Origin of the sequence: Pseudomonas sp. AN3A02, assembly GCF_011765255.1 — a bacterium.
In the GTDB taxonomy this organism is placed as follows: Bacteria; Pseudomonadota; Gammaproteobacteria; order Pseudomonadales; family Pseudomonadaceae; genus Aquipseudomonas.
Genome location: NZ_JAARNI010000011.1, coordinates 52,080 through 71,102, shown reverse-complemented (window position 1 = coordinate 71,102; position 19,023 = coordinate 52,080). Strand labels below are relative to the sequence as shown.

28 protein-coding genes and 1 pseudogene are annotated in these 19,023 nt (G+C 56.6%); 13 read left to right on the top strand and 16 right to left on the bottom strand.

All coding sequences use genetic code 11. The features are described from left to right. Positions 1 to 11 precede the first annotated feature (11 nt). The 14 genes from HBJ59_RS26970 to HBJ59_RS26905 all read right to left on the bottom strand — a co-directional run bounded on the left by HBJ59_RS26970 (position 12) and on the right by HBJ59_RS26905 (position 7,928). Positions 12 to 560 carry a hypothetical protein gene (locus tag HBJ59_RS26970; RefSeq protein ID WP_064450962.1) on the bottom strand — a complete coding sequence of 183 codons (549 nt, stop codon included), beginning with the start codon at positions 558 to 560 and terminating at the stop codon, positions 12 to 14. Then, positions 557 to 856 (bottom strand): hypothetical protein, encoded by a 300-nt coding sequence (locus tag HBJ59_RS26965; protein WP_167665321.1) that lies wholly within the window; start codon positions 854 to 856, stop codon positions 557 to 559. The genes HBJ59_RS26970 and HBJ59_RS26965 overlap by 4 nt, the downstream gene beginning before the upstream one ends. Next, a complete protein-coding gene (locus tag HBJ59_RS26960) occupies positions 853 to 1,248 on the bottom strand; it encodes a hypothetical protein (RefSeq protein WP_167665320.1) in 396 nt (131 codons plus the stop codon). The genes HBJ59_RS26965 and HBJ59_RS26960 overlap by 4 nt, the downstream gene beginning before the upstream one ends. Next, positions 1,245 to 2,639 (bottom strand): DnaB-like helicase C-terminal domain-containing protein, encoded by a 1,395-nt coding sequence (locus HBJ59_RS26955; RefSeq protein WP_167665319.1) that lies wholly within the window; start codon positions 2,637 to 2,639, stop codon positions 1,245 to 1,247. Before HBJ59_RS26955 ends, HBJ59_RS26960 begins: the two co-directional genes overlap by 4 nt. Continuing rightward, positions 2,636 to 3,433 carry an ATP-binding protein gene (locus HBJ59_RS26950; RefSeq protein ID WP_167665318.1) on the bottom strand — a complete coding sequence of 266 codons (798 nt, stop codon included), beginning with the start codon at positions 3,431 to 3,433 and terminating at the stop codon, positions 2,636 to 2,638. The genes HBJ59_RS26955 and HBJ59_RS26950 overlap by 4 nt, the downstream gene beginning before the upstream one ends. After that, positions 3,417 to 4,154, bottom strand: a complete 738-nt coding sequence (locus HBJ59_RS26945; RefSeq protein ID WP_167665317.1) for a helix-turn-helix domain-containing protein — start codon at positions 4,152 to 4,154, stop codon at positions 3,417 to 3,419. The genes HBJ59_RS26950 and HBJ59_RS26945 overlap by 17 nt, the downstream gene beginning before the upstream one ends. Continuing rightward, on the bottom strand, positions 4,151 to 4,360 hold the full coding sequence (locus HBJ59_RS26940) for a hypothetical protein (protein WP_167665316.1): 210 nt from the start codon (positions 4,358 to 4,360) through the stop codon (positions 4,151 to 4,153). The genes HBJ59_RS26945 and HBJ59_RS26940 overlap by 4 nt, the downstream gene beginning before the upstream one ends. 15 nt (positions 4,361 to 4,375) lie before the next feature. Next, positions 4,376 to 4,972, bottom strand: a complete 597-nt coding sequence (locus HBJ59_RS26935) for a hypothetical protein (protein ID WP_167665315.1) — start codon at positions 4,970 to 4,972, stop codon at positions 4,376 to 4,378. Then, positions 4,969 to 5,280, bottom strand: a complete 312-nt coding sequence (locus HBJ59_RS26930) for a hypothetical protein (protein ID WP_167665314.1) — start codon at positions 5,278 to 5,280, stop codon at positions 4,969 to 4,971. The genes HBJ59_RS26935 and HBJ59_RS26930 overlap by 4 nt, the downstream gene beginning before the upstream one ends. Next, the gene (locus HBJ59_RS31735; RefSeq protein WP_167665313.1) at positions 5,277 to 6,014 is read right to left on the bottom strand and encodes a hypothetical protein; all 738 of its coding nucleotides are present in this window, start codon (positions 6,012 to 6,014) and stop codon (positions 5,277 to 5,279) included. The genes HBJ59_RS26930 and HBJ59_RS31735 overlap by 4 nt, the downstream gene beginning before the upstream one ends. Next, positions 6,014 to 6,733, bottom strand: coding sequence for a hypothetical protein (locus HBJ59_RS26920; RefSeq protein WP_167665312.1), 720 nt, complete (start codon positions 6,731 to 6,733; stop codon positions 6,014 to 6,016). The genes HBJ59_RS31735 and HBJ59_RS26920 overlap by 1 nt, the downstream gene beginning before the upstream one ends. Further along, on the bottom strand, positions 6,730 to 7,038 hold the full coding sequence (locus HBJ59_RS26915) for a hypothetical protein (RefSeq protein ID WP_167665311.1): 309 nt from the start codon (positions 7,036 to 7,038) through the stop codon (positions 6,730 to 6,732). Before HBJ59_RS26915 ends, HBJ59_RS26920 begins: the two co-directional genes overlap by 4 nt. Then, positions 7,035 to 7,457, bottom strand: coding sequence for a hypothetical protein (locus HBJ59_RS26910; protein WP_167665310.1), 423 nt, complete (start codon positions 7,455 to 7,457; stop codon positions 7,035 to 7,037). The genes HBJ59_RS26915 and HBJ59_RS26910 overlap by 4 nt, the downstream gene beginning before the upstream one ends. 144 nt (positions 7,458 to 7,601) lie before the next feature. Further along, positions 7,602 to 7,928, bottom strand: a complete 327-nt coding sequence (locus tag HBJ59_RS26905; RefSeq protein ID WP_218585980.1) for a helix-turn-helix domain-containing protein — start codon at positions 7,926 to 7,928, stop codon at positions 7,602 to 7,604. A gap of 211 nt (positions 7,929 to 8,139) precedes the next feature. Between HBJ59_RS26905 and HBJ59_RS26900 the strand changes: the two genes are divergently transcribed. The 11 genes and pseudogenes from HBJ59_RS26900 to HBJ59_RS26850 all read left to right on the top strand — a co-directional run bounded on the left by HBJ59_RS26900 (position 8,140) and on the right by HBJ59_RS26850 (position 14,953). Further along, positions 8,140 to 8,796 (top strand): S24 family peptidase, encoded by a 657-nt coding sequence (locus tag HBJ59_RS26900; RefSeq protein WP_167665386.1) that lies wholly within the window; start codon positions 8,140 to 8,142, stop codon positions 8,794 to 8,796. A gap of 135 nt (positions 8,797 to 8,931) precedes the next feature. After that, positions 8,932 to 9,177, top strand: a pseudogene (locus tag HBJ59_RS26895) (helix-turn-helix transcriptional regulator); the annotation flags it as partial. 130 nt (positions 9,178 to 9,307) lie between these two features. After that, on the top strand, positions 9,308 to 9,466 hold the full coding sequence (locus HBJ59_RS26890; RefSeq protein ID WP_167665309.1) for a hypothetical protein: 159 nt from the start codon (positions 9,308 to 9,310) through the stop codon (positions 9,464 to 9,466). Between the two features lie 40 nt (positions 9,467 to 9,506). Next, the gene (locus HBJ59_RS26885) at positions 9,507 to 9,959 is read left to right on the top strand and encodes a hypothetical protein (protein WP_167665308.1); all 453 of its coding nucleotides are present in this window, start codon (positions 9,507 to 9,509) and stop codon (positions 9,957 to 9,959) included. After that, on the top strand, positions 9,956 to 10,405 hold the full coding sequence (locus tag HBJ59_RS26880; protein WP_167665307.1) for a hypothetical protein: 450 nt from the start codon (positions 9,956 to 9,958) through the stop codon (positions 10,403 to 10,405). The genes HBJ59_RS26885 and HBJ59_RS26880 overlap by 4 nt, the downstream gene beginning before the upstream one ends. Further along, positions 10,393 to 10,674 carry a hypothetical protein gene (locus tag HBJ59_RS26875; RefSeq protein ID WP_167665306.1) on the top strand — a complete coding sequence of 94 codons (282 nt, stop codon included), beginning with the start codon at positions 10,393 to 10,395 and terminating at the stop codon, positions 10,672 to 10,674. The genes HBJ59_RS26880 and HBJ59_RS26875 overlap by 13 nt, the downstream gene beginning before the upstream one ends. Continuing rightward, a complete protein-coding gene (locus HBJ59_RS26870; protein ID WP_167665305.1) occupies positions 10,671 to 10,838 on the top strand; it encodes a hypothetical protein in 168 nt (55 codons plus the stop codon). Before HBJ59_RS26875 ends, HBJ59_RS26870 begins: the two co-directional genes overlap by 4 nt. Next, positions 10,831 to 11,385 (top strand): hypothetical protein, encoded by a 555-nt coding sequence (locus HBJ59_RS26865; RefSeq protein ID WP_167665304.1) that lies wholly within the window; start codon positions 10,831 to 10,833, stop codon positions 11,383 to 11,385. Before HBJ59_RS26870 ends, HBJ59_RS26865 begins: the two co-directional genes overlap by 8 nt. 159 nt (positions 11,386 to 11,544) lie before the next feature. Next, entirely contained in the window at positions 11,545 to 12,771 is a 1,227-nt protein-coding gene (locus tag HBJ59_RS26860) for an Arm DNA-binding domain-containing protein (protein ID WP_167665303.1), read from the top strand. Positions 12,772 to 12,773: 2 nt separating this feature from the next. Further along, a complete protein-coding gene (locus tag HBJ59_RS26855; protein WP_167665302.1) occupies positions 12,774 to 14,189 on the top strand; it encodes a toll/interleukin-1 receptor domain-containing protein in 1,416 nt (471 codons plus the stop codon). 476 nt (positions 14,190 to 14,665) lie between these two features. Then, positions 14,666 to 14,953 carry a DUF6124 family protein gene (locus HBJ59_RS26850; protein WP_167665301.1) on the top strand — a complete coding sequence of 96 codons (288 nt, stop codon included), beginning with the start codon at positions 14,666 to 14,668 and terminating at the stop codon, positions 14,951 to 14,953. Positions 14,954 to 15,435: 482 nt separating this feature from the next. Here the strand turns inward: HBJ59_RS26850 and HBJ59_RS26845 are convergent, their stop codons facing one another. Both HBJ59_RS26845 and HBJ59_RS26840 read right to left on the bottom strand, forming a co-directional pair. Further along, positions 15,436 to 16,515 (bottom strand): DUF3883 domain-containing protein, encoded by a 1,080-nt coding sequence (locus HBJ59_RS26845; protein WP_167665300.1) that lies wholly within the window; start codon positions 16,513 to 16,515, stop codon positions 15,436 to 15,438. An 8-nt stretch (positions 16,516 to 16,523) separates the two neighbouring features. Then, positions 16,524 to 16,871: a nucleotide pyrophosphohydrolase gene (locus HBJ59_RS26840; RefSeq protein WP_167665299.1), complete on the bottom strand. Its 348-nt coding sequence runs from the start codon at positions 16,869 to 16,871 to the stop codon at positions 16,524 to 16,526. A 639-nt stretch (positions 16,872 to 17,510) separates the two neighbouring features. On the opposite strand from HBJ59_RS26840, the gene HBJ59_RS26835 reads away from it, so the two are divergent. After that, positions 17,511 to 17,804: a DUF6124 family protein gene (locus HBJ59_RS26835; protein ID WP_167665298.1), complete on the top strand. Its 294-nt coding sequence runs from the start codon at positions 17,511 to 17,513 to the stop codon at positions 17,802 to 17,804. Positions 17,805 to 17,982: 178 nt separating this feature from the next. Further along, the gene (locus tag HBJ59_RS26830) at positions 17,983 to 19,020 is read left to right on the top strand and encodes a hypothetical protein (RefSeq protein ID WP_167665297.1); all 1,038 of its coding nucleotides are present in this window, start codon (positions 17,983 to 17,985) and stop codon (positions 19,018 to 19,020) included. The last annotated feature ends 3 nt before the right edge of the window (positions 19,021 to 19,023 follow it).

The following is a 19,023-nucleotide window of genomic DNA, read 5'->3' as shown; positions in this document are numbered from 1 at the left end:
TTCTCAGTTCGTCAAGCCGCTTCTGCTATCAGCCCCGCTTCATTGAGAATAACCCAGGCTGAAGCGATTGCCGTGTCCCGCTCGGCCTCCAGCCATTTGCGCAGGTCAGACCGCCACCGATACAGCGTCTTTTCTGGCGTGGGCGTCTCGGCATTGTCCCAGGTGTGCAGCACCATGAAAGACTCCGGAAGGCGCGGTGTTGCCCATGCCGTCACGCACTTGGTCCTGAACAGGTGGTGAGACTTGCCGGGTGCTGACCGGGCCAGGTGCGCAATCGCGGCGAAGCGCTGCTGCTGGGTTGAGCCGTCAAGGTCGACCATGAAGTGGGCCACCAAGATATGCCACTGCGGCGCCGCCAGTACTCGGCGTAATAGCGCTCGGGTCATGCTGTCCTGGGTCAGTTGATCAAACCGATCCATTGGGCAAGGATTGTCGGCGCGCTCAGCCTCCCATGCGTCAGGTTTGTACTTGTTCTGCCACCCAGCGCCTTTGTGGAGCGATATCGAGTCGACGTTCATTGCACGCATTACGGCGTGCTCTGCGCTGCGGTATACGCTCATGCAGCCCTCCGGATTCGACGTGGTGGTGGGTTGTCGTCCAGGCCAAGGATATTGCGCAGCAGCTTGTCAGCCGATTTGCTCTTTGCATTCCCCTCGGCCACCCAGCGTTTGCAGTAATCACCGAACTCGATGTTGACCCTGGTGGCGTGCCAGCTGGCGACCATATCCAAGAGGCAAGCCATAGCGGCGGCACCGCCGAGCTTCTCCTTGGCCAGGTTCGCGCCGGCGATCTTGAGGAATTTGCGCTCATGATCGAACAGGCTCTTGCGCGGCGATGCCGCAGTGACGTTACTCATTGGGGTAGCCCCGCTTCAATGTTCAGCTCTACCGACTCGACGATTTGCTCAAAGCGCCCTGGAGGCAACTCATTACGCAGGGCTCGGATGATGGCTTGGTCCCGGCTCTGCCAGTGCGGATCTGTGCGGCGAGCCTCGATCTTGAGTTGCTTCATATGCACCATAAGCCTCTGGCGGTCGCGCCTGATGTGCTTGAGTGCCGCGGTGGCCCGGTGGTACCAAACCGGATCGGCGTATTCGCCATCAGCCTGAGATTTTCCTTTCGCAACTCCAAGCTGACACTCCAGCCGGATGGAGTCGCGGCTCAATTCTTCGTCGAGGATCTCGCACTCGGGAAGGGTCGCTGGCATAAGGCGCGGCGCGACAACTGGCGCACGATTTGAGTTGCTCATGGTTTCTTTCTCCCCTTGTACTGCTCGGAGAAGGGGCGGTTGATCTCCACCTCTTCCTGGGTGGGCTCGCGCCCTGCGAAGTTGACGAACCGGCCAAACTGGCCTTGGCGCTGTACCAAGCATGAGCCGGCCTCGGCTTGCCGCCCTTTGTCGAGAATCAGTTCGGTGACGCCCTGCTGCCCCATTTCAGAATCCCGGTCGTAATGCACCAGGATCACGGCATCGGCGTCCTGCTCAATTTGGCCGCTCTCCTTGAGATCACTGGCTTGAGGCTTCTTGTTGGGTCGATTGGCTGGCCCGCGGTTTAGCTGCGCCAGCACCAGGATCGGAATCCCGAGTTCCCGACTGAGGTTCATGATGGCGATCGATACCTTGGCCACCGCGTCCGCACGGTTCTGCGACTTGCCGTCTGTGCCGACAATCTGCACGTAGTCGATCATCAGGATGTCGAGCCCAACCTCGCGCTTGAGCTTCAATGCCTCAGCGCGGATCGCCGGCATGGTCAGGCCTGGGGTGTCCAGCAGGTAGAGTTCGGCCTCGTTGATCTTCCCAGCCGCAAGGCCTATCCGGTTCCATTCATCCTGTTCCAGGCACTTGACCTCATCCATGCGGCGCAGATCCACGCCGCCCAGGCTAGCGATCGTCCGCAGCGTCAGCTGCTCGCCCGGCATCTCAAGGCTGACGACCAAGCCAACACCACGACCGCGAGTCGCAACGTGATTCATGATCTGCAGGCCAAGCATCGTCTTGCCGCTGCCCGGGCGCCCGCCGATAACAACCATCGACTTTTGCCGCAGGAAACCAATCAGCTTGTCGAGGTCCGCCAAGCCTGTGGATAACTTGGGCGGCGCCTTGTCATTGAGTACGTCATCCATGTGGTCCAGCACCATCGGCAGCACTTCACTCATGCGCTTGTAACCTGCCTTGCCCGATGCCTTCAGGTCTCGCAGGTCCGCCAACGCCAGGTCGCACTGGTCGAGAATTTCATCCGCTGGCAGGTCATCGTAGACACCGGTGTCGACGATCCGCCCAAGGTCACGAAACTGCCGGACCAGCGCCCACTTCCTAACCTGCTGCGCGTAAGTCTTCCAGTTGGCGGCCGATGGGACGTTGCGGCAAAGGTCGATGGTGTATTCCAGCGTGGTTTTCCCGCTGGGCAGATAGCGCTGGATCGAGCCAAGCGTCACAGCGTCTACGGGCATCCGTTGCGCATGGCAGTCGTGAATCACATCAAACAGCGCGGCGTTGTCCTGGTGCCAGAAGTCTCCCGACTTCATCTGCGAAAGGATCTCGTCCACCATTCCAGAGCTTTCGTTGAGCGAGGCGATCATGATCGCGCCCAGCACGCCGTGCTCCGATTCGAGGCGGTAATACTTGTCCTCTTGGTTCATACGCGCCCCCGTGCCGATTCCCAGGTGAAGCCAACCAACAGCGCCTTGTTCTCGCGCAGACGGTCGAGGGCTCGCTCGCCGATATACTGGTTCAGGCCCTGGGCGTTGAGGTTGGACACCACCACCGTCGGGCGAATCAGGTTGTATCGCCGATCCAGCACCTCATGCAGGACAGATAGCTCGTAGTGAGTGCCCGCCTGGGCGCCAACCTCATCGATCACCAGCAAGTCGAAACTCGCCAGTTCATTGATGACGTCGCCCTCGGTGTAACCGGAATCCCTGACCATCGAGCGCTTGAACACGCGGATGATCTCGGCGGCGGTGGTGATCACCGCCACGGCCCGGTGCTGGCGAATGACATGCTGGACGATGCTGCTGGCCAGGTGCGTCTTGCCGTTGCCGACGTTGCCGCACAGCAGTAGGTTGCGGCCGGCTTGGAAGTGCTCGCCGAAGTTGTCGGCGTAGGCCTGGCAGGTTTCCAGCGCCTGGGCCATCGCCGGGGTGGTGCCGCGGTAGGTCGCGAAAGTGCTATCGGCAAACCTAGGCGTGATACCCGAGCCCACAAGCGCGCTGTTGACGCTTTCGGCTTGCATGTTAGCCAGCGCCTGCGAATGCTCTTCGCTGCCCTGCGGCGCTACGCGCAGGCCGTGGTACTGACATTGCTTGCACGGGCGAGTAGCCATCGAGCCGTCGAACTGCTCAACCTCGGAACGATCAATCGAACCGTGGACCGGGCACTCACCGGCGAAGACGCGCTGCTCAGGCTGGCGACGGAAATTAGAACGCTGGGCCATTGCCGTCTCCTTGGTACATATCCGGGGTGTGGTTGGGCAGGCCGGTGAAGGCCGAGGCTTTCGCCGCAGACGCCGGTACCAGCTCATCAGTCCAACGCTCGCCGTTCAGCCAGGTCGACGCCATGGGCACGTACTGGCCGTCATCCTTGGTCCAGTCACGGGAAAGGCGGTGGTTACCCAGAGCGGTCATCAGGGTCAGGCGAAGGTCAGCGCTTGGCTTGAGCTTGTCCCATGCCTTGCGAGCGTCTTTCTTCGATTTCTTGTTTGGGTACAGCTTCCAGAACACCTCGAAGGCTTCGGTCAATTCAACTTCCGATGCACACAAGGTTTTAGGTTCCTTGACTGGTTCAGAAGAGTGACTGGTTCTGGGGGCAGCTCCTGCCCCACCCCCTAGGTTATCTCCTGCCCCAGGTGGGTTATCTGGTGCCCCACCCCCTGGGGCAGATGCTGCCCCACCATCGAGAGACAAATGAAAGACGTTCGACTGATTCAGCTCGCCTTTACGTCGGTATTCCCGGCGAAGAAAACCCGACTTTTCAAGCTCTCGGATGTGCAATTTCACCGTGGATCGGCCGATCTCACACTGGTCAGCAATGTGTTGGTACGACGGCCAGCACTCGCCCTGGTCGCTGGCATTATCGGCCAGCTTGACCAGCACCAGCTTGCGCAGCGGATTGCCGACCTTAGTTTTCATGGCCTTGACCATCAGATCCATGCTCATACGTTCAACTCCCGCGTTACCCGGGTGATGAAGTCGTCATAGCTTTCATCCATGACGATGCCCCTGTCTTCCAGCGCTGCACGGCCCGCTTTGGCAAGGCCGTATACCTCCCAGCGTTCGCGCTCGGGCAGATGGCGGCAGCCGGAATAGCAAGGCCATGGGCCGGCGATCACTTCGGCTGTGCGGGCGTCCTGGGGGGGGGGCAAGAGGGTTGGTGGTGGTCATTGCAGCGTCTCCCCGCGGGCCGTAGTCCGCGTCACTGCTGCCGAAGCAGCACCTGGTGCGTGAACGGCAAGGCGCTGCTTCAAGACGTGCATGGCGGTGGTGGCATCAATCGAGAGCAGCCGCGCTTCCGCCATATCCAAGGCTTCGGGCGAATGCGTCATGATCGATTCACTGACTCGCCGGGCATAGCTGAGGCTGGCTGTAGCCAGCTGCAGGTCCGTCATCGCATCAAAGGCGCTAGGCGGATGAGGATTACCGGGCACGGTGACGATGGAGATGCGCTGCTCAGGCAATGGCGCGCCTTCCAGCAGGTGCCGCCCCATGGCCTCCCAGTGTTCGCGGGCGACCACATCGGCGTCATGACCAGTCTTGCGCTTGAACAGTACCTTGAGTGCGTAAAACGCCCGGATGAGGTCGACATGGGTGTCGTCCTCCTTTTCGATGGAATACTCAGGCTCGTTGATCACTTCCAAGGTGTCTTTCACTACCTCGAAGCACCTGAGCAATAGTGCGGCATCGCCATGCTTGGCCATGTTCTCCTCGTCGATATGTTCAACGGGCAGCGGCGATGGAAAATCAATAACGTTTTTCATTGGACACGCTCCAGACGCTCGACAAGGTTGCGGAGCTTGCGCTTGAGCCGTGTGGTGAGGGCGCGCTGATCAAACCAGCGGCTGTAGGCGCCCTGGGTGAACTCCACTACCCCGCGATACGCCGGATCTTCGAAGTCGAATCGGGTGCGCTCGCCGTTACCTGGGCGACCGTGGGCACGGAAATAGGTGGCGTACATGGCACTCAGCTCGCGCTTCAACGAGTTGCGCAGAATCTCGGCCTGTTGGAAGTCAATGGCAGCCTCGGCGATCAGAGTCATGAGTTGTTCGTGGGTAGATTTCTTGTTCATGCGTGTTCTCCGTCGGCGCCAAACAGGTCAGCCAGGTCAATTTGATAAACGGCTGCCCATGCAGCGGCGGGCCAGGAACGAACCCAGCCATAACGCGAATCGTGGACTTTTGGGGCTAGCACGCCGTTCTCGGCGCACCATGCTTTCAGCGGACGAAAGCCCTGCCTGCCGAACTTGCGCTTGCCGACCTTCTCAACGGCGGCGACGGTAGCCTGCCGAAGCCCGCGGCCGAGCTCTTCTTTCAGCTGGTTGGCCTGCCGCACAGCGGCGGATGCAGTGGCCATGGCTGTCGCTTCACGGCGCGAACCGATCTCAGCCTTAGTTTCGATTGCATGGTCACGCTGCTCGATCGCGAGTTTTTGGGAGCGTTTGGATTCCAGTAGATGCTCCAAGGCGCCGATGTAGTCCTGCGGCAAGGCGGGCACTATTGGCTGCTGCTCAAGGCAGTTGAGCTTGGCGGTGACCCGACGGCGAACAGCCTTCGACTCGCGCATCAGTACCCACATGCACTGATCGCGAGTCATGCGAAGCTCTACAGACTCGGTTTTGTTCAAATTTTGAACTACGAAAGTTTCGTAGTGATCGCCGGCGAGCTCGTCTCGGCATCGGGCGGTGAAGTCGTTGCGGCGAACATCTCCCTCGCCAAACTCAGTACGGGCTTCGTTGACCAGGTCGAGCAACTCGAGGCTGGTCATGGTGACGGCACCGCCGCCTTGGAATGGGGTGATAGTCATCAGTAAGCCCTCGAGCGAGAGTCGCGGCGGTAGGTTCTTGGCCTGGTGCGCGCATGGGCGACCGCACTCGCCGAGACACCAGTGCCGATGAACGAAACCATAGAGTCGGTCATGAGCATCACCTCAGGAATATGCAGGTATTGGCCGGCCGGGAGCTTGCGAGGTTCGCGCCGAACCCTGGGCATATGCTCATCCATCAAAGCGATATCGGCGGCGATCTCCTCCTGAAGGCTCTTGCCGAGTTCGCACAGGGGCACAGGTTCACCCGGGCGAATCTGGCTCCAGGCATAACGGTCAGCCAAAACTTCGTTGATGCTGCGGATCGTTCGCTCACAACGCGTTCTGACCTGGCCATCCTCGATGCGCGCCGGCGCCCAATAACAGAAGTTGTCAACGCGGTGCCCGATCTCATGAGCAACGATGAACGGGTAAATTTCGTGATCCTCGAGAACGGACCAGTCGATTTCAGGCCGCTGATTGCCGCGCAGTCGAGCGGTTTCCACACTGGTAGAAAGCTGTATGCCGCAACCCTCGGTGAACTCAAGGTTGTCTGCCGACACATCCAAGCACACCAGCCTGGCACGAGGATCGAAGATGCCCCAGCAATTGCCGAGGGCGCGGAAAGTTGAAAGGCTGAGCGAGCAACCGGCCTGCTTGGCCTGCTCGGCGAAGTTCCGGTATTGGGTGCGGGTGAGGCGAAGCGTTGTGTCGGTTTTCATGGCCGCACCTCGACATCAATGCCGGGCCGACTACCGACGACGCCAAAGGAGGCGCCGAGGTCGCGGTGGCGCACAAGGAAGTTGCCACTGAAAATGCGGATTTGCTCAAGATGGCGGGCGATATCGCAGGCGGGCCCTTCATCCTGGCGGCACAGCATGGTGTCGAGCAGGGGCTGAAGGATGCGCGACAGCTTGTCGAACTCCTCGCGAGCAAAGTTCATGCTGCACATCTGCTGAGCATCCAGCAGCACGGCGCGCAAAGGCTCGCCGGGAACGTGAGTGGGGACGGGCAAGGGAGCGTTCATTTCGCCACCTCGCTTTCCCGCGCCACGTTTTCGGATTGCGCGTTTTGTGGCGCGTAACCTTCATACGGCCCGAACTGCCCGAGGCGCGCCATGAACTCATGGCCGGGGCGATCCGCCGAACGAACCGACTTGATCATGTCGGTTACGCGGGATTCCATCCGGAGGAAGCGCTCTGCCTCTTCCTTTTGCCCGGCGATCCACAGTATGCGAACAGGGTAAGGGGCGACTTCCGGCTCGATCATCCCCTTCAACTCCAACGCTAAAGCCTCGTATTGAACGCCTGGGTATGTGCGCTTGATACCGGCGTCCTGGTAGATGACCTGAACTTCGTAATAGGTGAACCCGCGGCGCGCCTCAAAGGGCTGCCTCAAGGGCCGGTGTTGCGCTTTGGGTGGCGCGGTGGTATTTTCGTTTTGCATTGTTTTTGCCCTTCGATAGACAAAGTGATGCCAAAGCCACCCGTTGGCGCGGGTAGCAACTTAGAAGCTCAGCTCAGGCTGGGCTTTTTTGTGGGCGCCTGAAAAGTCAGCCGCTCAGCAAAAACTGGGATGGCGGGCGAGACATCAGTTCGATGCCTGCGCGGCACTGGATGGATGAACAGAGGGTTTGCCAGACTGATCGGCGGACGAGATCTGAGGCATCATTTGATTCAAGGTTGGCGAGGGGTTTGCCAGCTCAGGCCATACTCGATGCCAGTCGGAAGACCTCAAAGTCTTTCGGGTAACAGCTCCAAGAGTAGCGCGCTCGATCCCGGCGGCCGTCTCAGCCGACGCGACTTTCTGTCCGTAAGCGATTCGCCGCAGGTAACCGCGAGTGGTGCCCGTCTCGGCAATATCTAAGTCACTGGCGGTTTTTAGCCAGGCCAGCAACGAGGAAATCTTGGTATCCATGGTTTGCCCTTCGGTTATATGCACAAAAGATAACCTACGGGTTACCAATGTTCAACACCTACAGGGAATTTACCTGCGGAGCATAATTGAGGATCATTGACGCATGGACATATATGAAACTCGCCGCGAAAACCTTAGATATCTAGTCGCCTCTCAATTCAACGGCCGCATAGCCGGGCTTGCTGAGGCCGTGGGGAAAGCACCCAGCTATATGTCTCGCTGCCTTACCGGAAAACCAGAGCATCGGAAGCGTATCGGTGAGCAGATGGCTAGGGATATCGAGGAAGCTCTGTTCCTTGATGCGCTTTGGCTAGACCGGGCGCATGAAGTAGGCGCCCTTATAGCCGAAAGAAAGCTCAGCCAGGAAGATCACAGCGCGCATCCGGGGCTGCGCGAAGTATCCATATGGGATGGCTCTTCGCCGATTCTGGACGATGAGGTCTGCGTGCCATTTCTTCAGGAGGTTGAGCTTTCGGCCGGCTCCGGCAGGTTTGCAATTGAGGAGGTCGAGGGTTCAACGCTTCGGTTTGGAAAGCAGAGCCTTCGCAAGAACGGTGTGCAGTTCGATCGCGCAAGATGCGTCACTGTGCGCGGAAATAGCATGACCCCCGTCCTTCGCGATGGGGCGACCGTAGGTGTTGATACCGGCAAAACATCCCTTGGGGACATTATTGATGGGGACCTGTACGCCATCAATCATAATGGTCAATTGCGGGTCAAGCAGATATATCGCATCCCTACAGGCCTTAGGCTGCGCAGCTTCAACCGAGAAGAGCATCCCGACGAAGATTATACTTTTGAAGATATGCAGGACCAGAATCTAACCATTCTGGGGCATATTTTCTGGTGGGGAATGTTTGCCAGGTAATCAAAAGGCATTTAATAAGCCGCCGCTTGGCGGTTTTTTTTCGTCAACGCAAAAGATAGTAACCCACAGGTGTTGACTTAAAAATAACCCACAGGTAACTTTATCTCTATCGCACCCCTGCATGGAGCTTCAGACATGACCACCAACACCCTCACCGCCGGCAACTGGCAGGGCACCCTCAAGATGGGCCTGGCTCCTCGTGAGCTTGAAGCCACCCTGTGGGCTGCTGCCGATTTGACGGTGAAGGAGGTGGCTCGCGCCATGGGTATAAGCCCTACTACCGCCGAGAAGCGTCTCGACAGTGCCCGCTTCAAGCTGGGCGTCAAGACGATGCGCGGCCTAGTCATGAAGGCTTTCAGCCTCGGCATGATCAGCATGGCTACGCCCAACCCTGGCCCGCAGCGCCAGGAGGACAGCGACCAGTACCAAGGTACGTTTATCGCCTAACCCAACCTGATTTTTGCGAAAGCCAAAAACGCGGCCGGGATCTGTTCGGCCCAAGGAAAGCGAAATGGATACCTACCAAGAGAGCTGGCCGCCCGTCGTCACCCGCGCAGAGGCCCTGGCAGAAGTGAAAAAGCACGGCTCAAGCGTCGATGAGTTCGACGACGACCTCGGTGTTCACGAGCAATACAAGTCGGCGGATGTCCTCGCCTGGCTGGGCTACTAACCCCCTCCATCATCATCAAAATCAACAGCAGGAGTTGGACATGGAACGTGAAAAATTCAACCTCTGGAGGCTTCTCCGGAACGTGATCATCGGAGCAGTTGTCGCTGCCATTATCAGTGTTGTGCTGATGGAAACCGCGCCGGACTTAGTTAGCCCATCGTGCGGCGAAAACGCGATGTTTGCGTTTCTGTTTGTCGCGCTTTCCGCTGGGATGTACGGAATTTTCGCGGTACTTGGCCTTGCAGATGCAGTGCAGGACAAACGAACAGCAGAGGAATCCTCGGTAGTTGCAGACTCGATGCACATCGACGACCGAGTGAAGATGGCAGCCAATGCCAAGCGCTACGAGTGGCTTCGCGACCGCGACCGCGTAACCGACATCGATACCGATCTGTGCGTGGCTCGCGATGAAACCGTTTACTTCGGGCACGACCTGGACAAGAACGTTGACGACGCAATGCGCCAGGCCCGACTCGAGGAGTTGCACCCATGACGCTCGTCTACCACTACACCAGCGTTTCCCAGCACCTGCCACTGATCCTCGATTCCGGCGAGCTGCGCCCTTCCAACGTTGGTGGCCGCGAAGGCGAGCCGGCACTGCTCTGGTTCTCCCGCAATCGCTCCTGGGAGGCCACAGCCGGCAAGGCCGTGATGCATCGCGGGAAGCTCAAGCTGCTGAGTATGCGCCAACAACACGAGAGCTTCGGTTGCGCTCGCTTCGGCCTTCCTGCTGATGATCCACGCCTCATGGAATGGCGGGACGCATGCCAGTACGCGAGCATTTGCCGCGATGAACGTCGAGTCATGGAGCGCAATGGCAAGAAGCGTGGTGGCACGGCCTCCGACTGGCTGGCCACCGCAACGCCTATCCCGCTCTCGAAGCTGACTTGCGAAATTTTCAACGGCCAAACCTGGGAGGTACTCACATGCGCAAATTGATGCTCATCATCCTGTCGGTGATCGTTGGCCAGGCCGCCGCCGACGAGCAACTGATCGACGTCCAGCACGACAGCGTGCGCGGCGTCACCTGCTGGATCATCGCCGGCACCGGTATCAGCTGCCTGCCGGACAGTTCGCTCCTACAGATGCCCGCCAGCACCACCGCCGACGAAAGCCAAGCGGCACGTGCCTCTCTGGCAACTTCCATGCACCAAACCGAGAAATTGACCGCCACCCCGCTCCCGCAGCAAAAGGGGTTCCAGCTATGACGCGCCGCAACGGAACCAAGGGCCAGCGCCTGATCGAACTGTTCAACGCCCTGCAGCGCCGGGAGACCACCTTCGGCCAGATCTACGCAATGTCGGCATCGTGCGGCATCGACGCACGCAGGGTGCTGGCTGACCACTTTCAGCGGGGTGCTGGTCATGACTGATCTGATCTGCCGTAAATCCATGACCCGCTGCCAGACGCCGGGGATGTGTTCACCCCATGGCGGTTGCCAAGCGCCTGAAACGGCGTCTGCATTCCGCTCGCTGCTGGCCGAGCGGAACTCGCTGGCCTTTTTGCTCAAGCGCTTCGTGGATGGCGAAAACGACCAGGACGAGAACCAGGCCGAGCGCCACATGTACCACGACGAGGCGCAGTCCTTGCTGGCGTTCTTGGGCGGCGATCTGCCTGGGCACACCCTAGTGCCGGACGAGGCGCTACGAAATATGAACTCCGAAATCGCCCGTTTGAAAACCTTGGTTCAGGCCGAAATTGACATCGCCACCGAGCGCGCCAAGGAAGTGATGGGCGCACGCATGACGCTCTATACCCTTGAGCAGGATCTCATCCGGCTCAAGGCAGCCTTGAAAACCCTACGCCACCATGACCGCGTGACAGCAGATCAGGCGCAGATCATTGATGCAGCAATTGCAGAACAGGTCGCGACACCATCCACGGATAACGAAAACGTGTCGCGACACGAAGAGCGGTGAAGCTATGCGCTATATGACCGTTAGGAAATTTGCCAGCGAGTCTGGCTATACAGAAGACGCGATCCGCTCAAAGATCCGCGACGGCATCTGGCGGCTCGGTGAGATATGGATCAAGGCGCCGGATGGCCGGACGCTTCTCGACGTAGAGGGATATGAGTCATGGGTAGAGGCGGGAGGGGAGTTCGGGCAGTCTCCGATACGAGTATCGAAATCACGTTCATGTATCGGGGTGTTAGGTGCCGCGAGCGGATCACGCTCAAGCCCACCGCCACTAACCTGAAGAAAGCCGAGCAGCACAAGGCGGCGATTGAACACGCGATATCGATCGGCACCTTTGACTATTCGGTGACGTTTCCGGGATCTGCCCGGGCGTCAAAATTTACGCCCGAGGCCTCCCGCGAGACGGTCAACGGGTTCTTGACCAGGTGGCTGGCCGCGAAGGAAAAATACGTCGCCAGCAGCACTTTCGACGGTTACCGAAAGTTGGTAACGCTGCGCCTAATCCCGGCCCTGGGCGACACTATGCTGGTGGACCTGAAACGGAAGGCGGTACGCGACTGGCTCGACACCCTAGAGGTGAGTAACAAGACGCTCAGCAATATTCAGAGCTGCCTTCGCTCCGCGCTGAACGATGCCGCCGAGGAAGAGTTGATCGAGCTGAATCCGCTGGCGGGTTGGACCTACTCACGCAAGGCAGCACCACCGAAAGATGATGATGTTGATCCATTCAGCCCCGAAGAACAAAAAGCCGTGCTGGAAGCACTCTCCGGGCAAGCACGCAACATGATGCAGTTCGCCCTGTGGACGGGTCTGCGTACCAGCGAGCTTGTGGCGCTAGACTGGGGCGACATCGACTGGCTGCGCGAAGAGGTACTGGTGACCCGCGCGATGACCCAGGCCGGCAAGGGTAAAGCGGAGACCACGAAGACCGCTGCCGGGCGCCGTAGCGTGAAGTTGCTCCGGCCTGCGCTGGAGGCATTGAAAGCGCAAAAGGCACACACGTTCCTGGCGGATGCTGAGGTATTCCAGAACCCGCGCACTCTTGAACGGTGGGCGGGCGATGGGCCGATCCGGAAGACGATGTGGGTGCCGGCGATGAAGAAAGCGGGCGTTCGATATCGACGCCCCTATCAAACCCGGCACACCTACGCCTCAATGATGCTTTCAGCTGGAGAGCATCCGATGTGGGTGGCTAAGCAGATGGGCCACACAGACTGGACTATGATTGCGAGAGTTTACGGGAGATGGATGCCTGCAGCTGATGATTGCGCGGGGAAGCGCGGCGAAGCATTATGGGATATGCGAGCATCAAGTTCGGCGGTCAAACCAAGCTCCCCGAGCCCTTCGAGCGACGGACTGACTAAATCAAGCGCTTTAAAGGGATAACTATGGATAGTCCACCAAAGGTTTTCATCTCCTATAGCTGGAGTTCAATTCCACATCGTGAGTGGGTGAAGGACTTAGCACACCACCTTGTAGATTGCGGTATAGATGTAGTGCTGGACATCTGGGAGTTAGACCTAGGTCATGACACCAATCACTTCATGGAACGAATTGTTAACGACAAGAACATTACAAAGACTTTAATCATCGCCGATAAAACATATACCGAAAAGGCTAACCAACGAAGCGGCGGCGTAGGCGTAGAAACTCAAATTATCTCCAAAGAAGTGTATGATTCCGCAGGTGAAAACAAATTCATCGCTGTGATTGCGGAAAAAAATGAAATCGGTAGCCCATACATACCCACATTTTACACCTCTAGAATGTACGTAGATCTGAGCACCAATGATGCTTACTCAGAAAATCTTGAGACATTAATCAGAGCCATATACGGAAAACCACTCCATCAAAAACCACCACTAGGCAGAAAACCCTCATTCCTAGATCAGCAGTCAAGTAACAACTCCTCATCTCGACTTCTCTATAATAGAGCGACAACTTTTCTAAAGGAAGGCAAGGTCCAAGCAGTTCCAGCGTTGCGTGAATACTTTAGCGATTCGCTAGCAAAGCTTGAGTCATATAGAATAATTAAAGACGCTAGCGTTTTATTTGACGAGCAAGTGATCGATAGCATTTCATCCTTTAGACCACATCGTGATGAGATCTTACAAGTAATACAAACCAGCTTGTCCTATTCAGGATCACCCCAAGTAGAAGACGAGATACATAATTTTCTTGAAGGAATTCTACCATATACCACGCGACCGGAAAATATCAGCCACTACAACACGGCTGACTTTGACAACTTTGTATTTTTCGCTAAAGAGCTCTTTTTAAATGTCGTTGGAATCTTCCTAAAAGAACAAAAGTTTTCAAGTCTTGATCGCCTACTAAAGCGAGGCTTCTATTTCCTCGACAGTTCCAATCAATCAAAATCCTTACATGATTACTCGAGCTTCACCTCGAACTGTAGCAGTCTTCACACAAGGAATCAGCGCTTAAATCTCGGAAGAATGTCACCAGAGGCCGATCTTCTAAAAGAGCGTTCACTTGCTTCACCACTATCGTTCGAGAACCTCATGCAAGCTGACTTCACGCTGTTAGTAAGATCCAGATTACTTGGGATTCCCTACTGGTCCGACACGCTTGTATACCTAGATCACTATCCAAGGCCTTTTGAGATTTTTGTCCGTGCCGCTTCTAGGGAGTATTTCGAGAGGGTAAGGTCAGTTTTTGGTGCAGACACCAAAGCTGATCTAGAAGGGCTCGCAGAAGACAATGCCTTCAACCGCCCTTTCAATGGAAGATTCTTAGACGTCAAGGGCCTTTTGAATGTAGGTGAGCTTTGCACGCGCCCCTAAATAAATGACAGCAAAATGGCAGCTTCTGCGCTGAAAGCCCCGCAGTACTTGGGGTGGACGGAGGTTCAAATCCCCCCGGCTCCACCAAATACGAAACACCATCAAAACCCGCCTTGTGCGGGTTTTGCTGTTTCTGGGCTCCTGGAAACACACCGCCGAACGGGCCTTCGGATTTTTCCCGCAAGTCATCGCGCCCCGCATGAACTGGCGCGAGCCACCTCACGGAGATAGCCTTCGCTGGTTGCTGCTCATCAGCAACCGGCTTTGACAGGCCGAAAAGTGTAACCTTTCACTCCCGCTTGATAAGTCGGCAAGCTTCGCGCATTCCGCCTCTTTCATGGCGGCTGTGCGTGGGGCATCTTCGGGTGCGCCGGGTTCCTACACTTCCGGTCTGTCAACCCGCGTACAGCTGCCACCCAAACCTGTTTGACAGCAGGGGGAATAGCATCTCCCTTCACCAGTGTAGGAGCTTCACCATGAAAAAGATCACTCCCAATCCTCCATGCTCGAGCCAATCTGGCGCGGATATCTTCTGTATCGCCCAAGACGTCGACCCCGAAACTCTTCTGGTACAGGCCTGCGAAACCCTCGCCTCGCTGAACGCGCTCACTACTGATCTGGCCTTCGAGTCTGATGGATCCTTTCGCCATAAGCTTCTGGCCACCCAGCAATTGAGCGTTTTGGGAGAGTTGCTGGTGACGCGTGCACTGGACATTCTTGTGCCAACGTCAGATTCGGAGGATGCGCGAAGGACTGCGCTTTAACGCTAAAAATAGCTCTCCGACTGGAATGCGCAAAACGTCAGAAAAAGATGAGCGGGATATTTTCTTTGAAAATAAACTCGCAACCACTCTCCATGAAAGGTTGCGTTTAAGCGCGCTCATAGCCTGAGTCTGATTATTGAGAATCCAATAGCTGGGGTGCTTTTTCACCGACTTCACTAAGACCAAAATTTTTCCCAAGCCAGTCCAGTTACAGCCCGCTGACGAAGCATCCCTAATGCTCAACATGAGGAGCTATTTATTCTCAATCCCCGGCAGCTGTGCAATCGCAGTCATGATGCTTGTTCACTAGGCAAGTAAATGCTGGGGAGGTGCTCAGTTAATTGGGCTGAATCAGATGCGTCGAGCTAAATCATCTGTTACCCAGGCATTCCCCTATGCCATCATTGATAGCAGCCCAAGTAACGAAATTGTAGACCCCTTAAGGTCTCTGGTAAGAGGTGTCCTGGTGATGACGTCAGCTGTTATGGCTGTAGTAGCTCAACCCTAAAGGTGATCGGTGAGGCTGACGCATGGTTCTTTATCAACCGTGCGGCCATGTCCTTGATGATCTGGATCTGTCGGCTCTCCGACATACAGCCACCAACCAGGTAGAAATGATACAGATCGGTATGTTCCATAAGGCAGTTAAGCTCATTGATGGTGAGCTCAAAGTTGCTGAACTTTTTAGCTGTAGAGCCCTTCACCTCGACCTTTACGAGGTTGCCCCACTCGTCCGTGTACTGGATATCCCATCCGACCTTCTGATCCGCAACGTGGTCTACGTTAGTTGCGACGACCCCTGGCACTATGCCGTCTCGCAGCAGTTTCAAGATATAGAGCTCAGCCTCATCACCTACCACCTTGGAGTGCTTTGATCTCCGTTGCCGTACGACCGTATTCTTCCCCTTTTTGGTCTCTTTCTTAACCGATAGCAGGTTGCTCACAAAGCTAGGTGGAGCCTCGCTCGAAGTAACTGTAAGTGAGCTCTCAGGATATTCCTCGAGAGGGGCATCCTCCTCTGCATGATTGGTAAGTACATATGCTAGAAAGCCTTCTGGGGAGCCGTATTTCTGGCTGAGAAAATCGAGGTTATCTTGATTCAGCTTCATAAAGCCCTTTGGCGGCGAGGCATATTTCTCCCCGTGCTCTGTCAGGAGTACTGCTAGCTCTTCAGTAGTGATGTAGATCTTCACCGGGGTCGTGAGGAAGTACATCAACTCGAAGGACTCTCCTGGCCGTCGTGGTGGCCAAATCTGGTCAGCTATAGCTTGGTTAGGAAACGTTTCGGTGATTCGGGCGGCCCAACGGTATGCTTTGACAGGCTCGTCAACTTCTCGCTGGTCCGCCGTGTAGAACAAGCAGATATCTCCTGCTTGCATCGCCTCGTATATTGAAACATTGGAGTCATTGGTGCCTCGTTGAGCTCCCCAGGCGTACTGTTGCCTTACGCCGAGATCCCGAAGTGCATGTCGAATCTCTATATCAATCTCGTTTTCCATTGAGCGAGCGAGATTTTTTGTGGCAAGTGGATTTGAAGCAGGAATTAGCCAGAGGTTGGTCATTTGAAAACTCAGCGATTGTACTTCTTGGCACTACCCTTAAATTTATCCACAGGGTACTTGGCAGCGTTGGTATCGATTTTCTTGAGTAACGCTGCTTCAAGATCAATCCCTAACTTGCTTGCTAGCTGAAGCAAATAAGAGGCGATATCTGCCATCTCTTCGCGGATACGTTCGGCTTGCTCAGGGGACTCCATAACACTGGAGGCTTGACTGTCTGTTAACCACTGGAACTCCTCCAACAGCTCTGAGCACTCAACGGAAAGGGCAATGGCGAGATTCTTGGGGTTGTGAAACTGGTCCCAGTCTCGCTCTGAGGCGAACTGAGCCAGTTTCTTCTGAAGTCTCTTCGTATCCATAGGGCTGACGGGATTTGACGATGCTCACGCGGGTGTCGCCGAGCTACTTGGTCGGGCCAGCATAGCGTCAGAAGCAGGCTCTGGGAACCGTAGGAATTTTCTTCGTGTTGGGTGATGCAGTGACGCAAAAACTCGACCAGCAGCCACTACTGTGTTTGCCTGCATGTGTCCCCAACCGAACCTGACCATCTACAGTCCTCAAAAAATCGGGCCTAAAACCATCCAATTTAATCGACGCCGGCTCCGGCAAATACGAAGCACCACCAGAACCCGCCTCGTGCGGGTTTTGCTGTTTCTGGGCTCCTGAAAACACACCGCCGAATGGCCCTTCGGATTTTTCCCGCAAGACATCGCGCCCTTGGTGAACTGGTGCTCATCAATCGACACGACTAGCCTTGAAACGTCGCTGCAAAATCAGCGACCGGGTTTAGCAGCTCGGTTAATATCAAGGCATGCAATGCCACCATCCGTTCAAGCGAAGCATCTTACGTCCGCTTGTCCGCGTTATGGCGGCTGTGCGTGGGGCACTTTCGAGTGCGCTGGGTTCCTTGATTCCTGGTCTGCTAACCCGCGTACGGTCGCCACCCTTTTCGTTTAGCAGCGATGTCTGGCGACTCCACCAATCAAGGAGTTGCACTCATGAAAAAGAACAGTCCCAATCCTCCGAGCCCGGACCAATCCTGCACGGATATCTTCTGCATCGCTCAAGGCATCGACCCCGAAACCCTGCTGGTACAGGCCTGCGAAACCCTCGCCTCGCTAAACGCGCTCACTACTGACCTGGCTTTCGAACTTGACGGCGCCTTTCGCCATAAGCTTCTGGCCACCCAGCAATTAAGCGTTTTGGGCGAGTTGCTGGTGACGCGCGCACTGGACATTCTTGTGCCAACGGCAGACTCGAAAACGCAGGAAAGGACGGCTTCCGAGTACTAAAAATAGCGACCCAGCAGGAAATCGCCAAAAAGTAACCAAAGGGTGAGCGGGCTATTTTCTTCGAAAATAAATCCGTCACCTTTTTCTATTGGGGATGGTTGTGGTACTTCTCCACCCCGTACCCAGCACCGCCCCACCTGAAACCACCTCTATCAGACAACCGGAAGTCCGATACCTCATGCTCAAGCCCTGTTCATTCCTGGCCCTCGCCACGCTCTCCACGCTCTCCACGCTCGCCAACGCCGACCTCGCAGGGGTCTGGCAAGGCACGCTCGGCAAGACGCCGATCACCGCCTGTTTCAACGCCGCGCCCAACACCGGCGGCAGTTACTATTACCAGCGATTCCTGACACCGATCCAGCTCACCCAGGAAACACCCGATGCTCCCTGGGCCGAAGAAGGCAACAGCGGTGTCTGGCAATTGGAGGCGCCACAAGGCGAATCGCTCAAGGGCGTCTGGAGCAAAACCAAGGGCGGCAATCCACTGCCCCTGGCATTGCAGCGCGTGGCAACGCCGCCCGAAGGTTGTGCCAGCGATGCGTATAACGCTCCCATGGAAGCCGCGCCCCTACCGGTCAAGACGCAGAAACAATCCTTCGCCGGGCACAGCTACCAGCTAAAGACCCAAGGCGCCCAGGTGACGCTCAAGCTTGAGGGCGATAGCCCGGCGATTCAGAAGATCAACCGGCAGTTGGCGAGCCTGGCCGTCAGCGCTGAGGATCAAGCCGACTACTTCAGCGAACGACGGGAATACCTGGGACGCAACGGTGCAGCCTATACCAGCGAAATCAGCGTCGAACCCACGTATTGGTCATCCCAGTGGATCACTGTCAGGTTTTACCGATGGGCCGCCGGCACGGGCGCCAAGGGTATCAGTTGGGGGCTGCATTCCTGGAACCTGCAAACCGGCGAGAGCGTTGACCCATGGACTTGGCTCGGCGGGCACCAGGAATGGTATGACGCTTACTCCGGCCATCTGAAGCTGCCCGCCACATTCAGCGCCTGGCTGGAGAAGCAAACCACCACCGATGAAGGTTGCCCGGCGATCACCAGTTACTCGAGCTTCGACCTGAGCTTCGACACTCAAGGCATGAAGCTGTCGACACCGGCCAATGGCGACGGTTGCGACAATGACCTGAGCTTCACCTGGGTGCAGTTGGAGCCTGTTTTGTCGGCCAAGGGTAAAGCCGCACTTGCCAGCCTGAAGATGCCTTGAGTG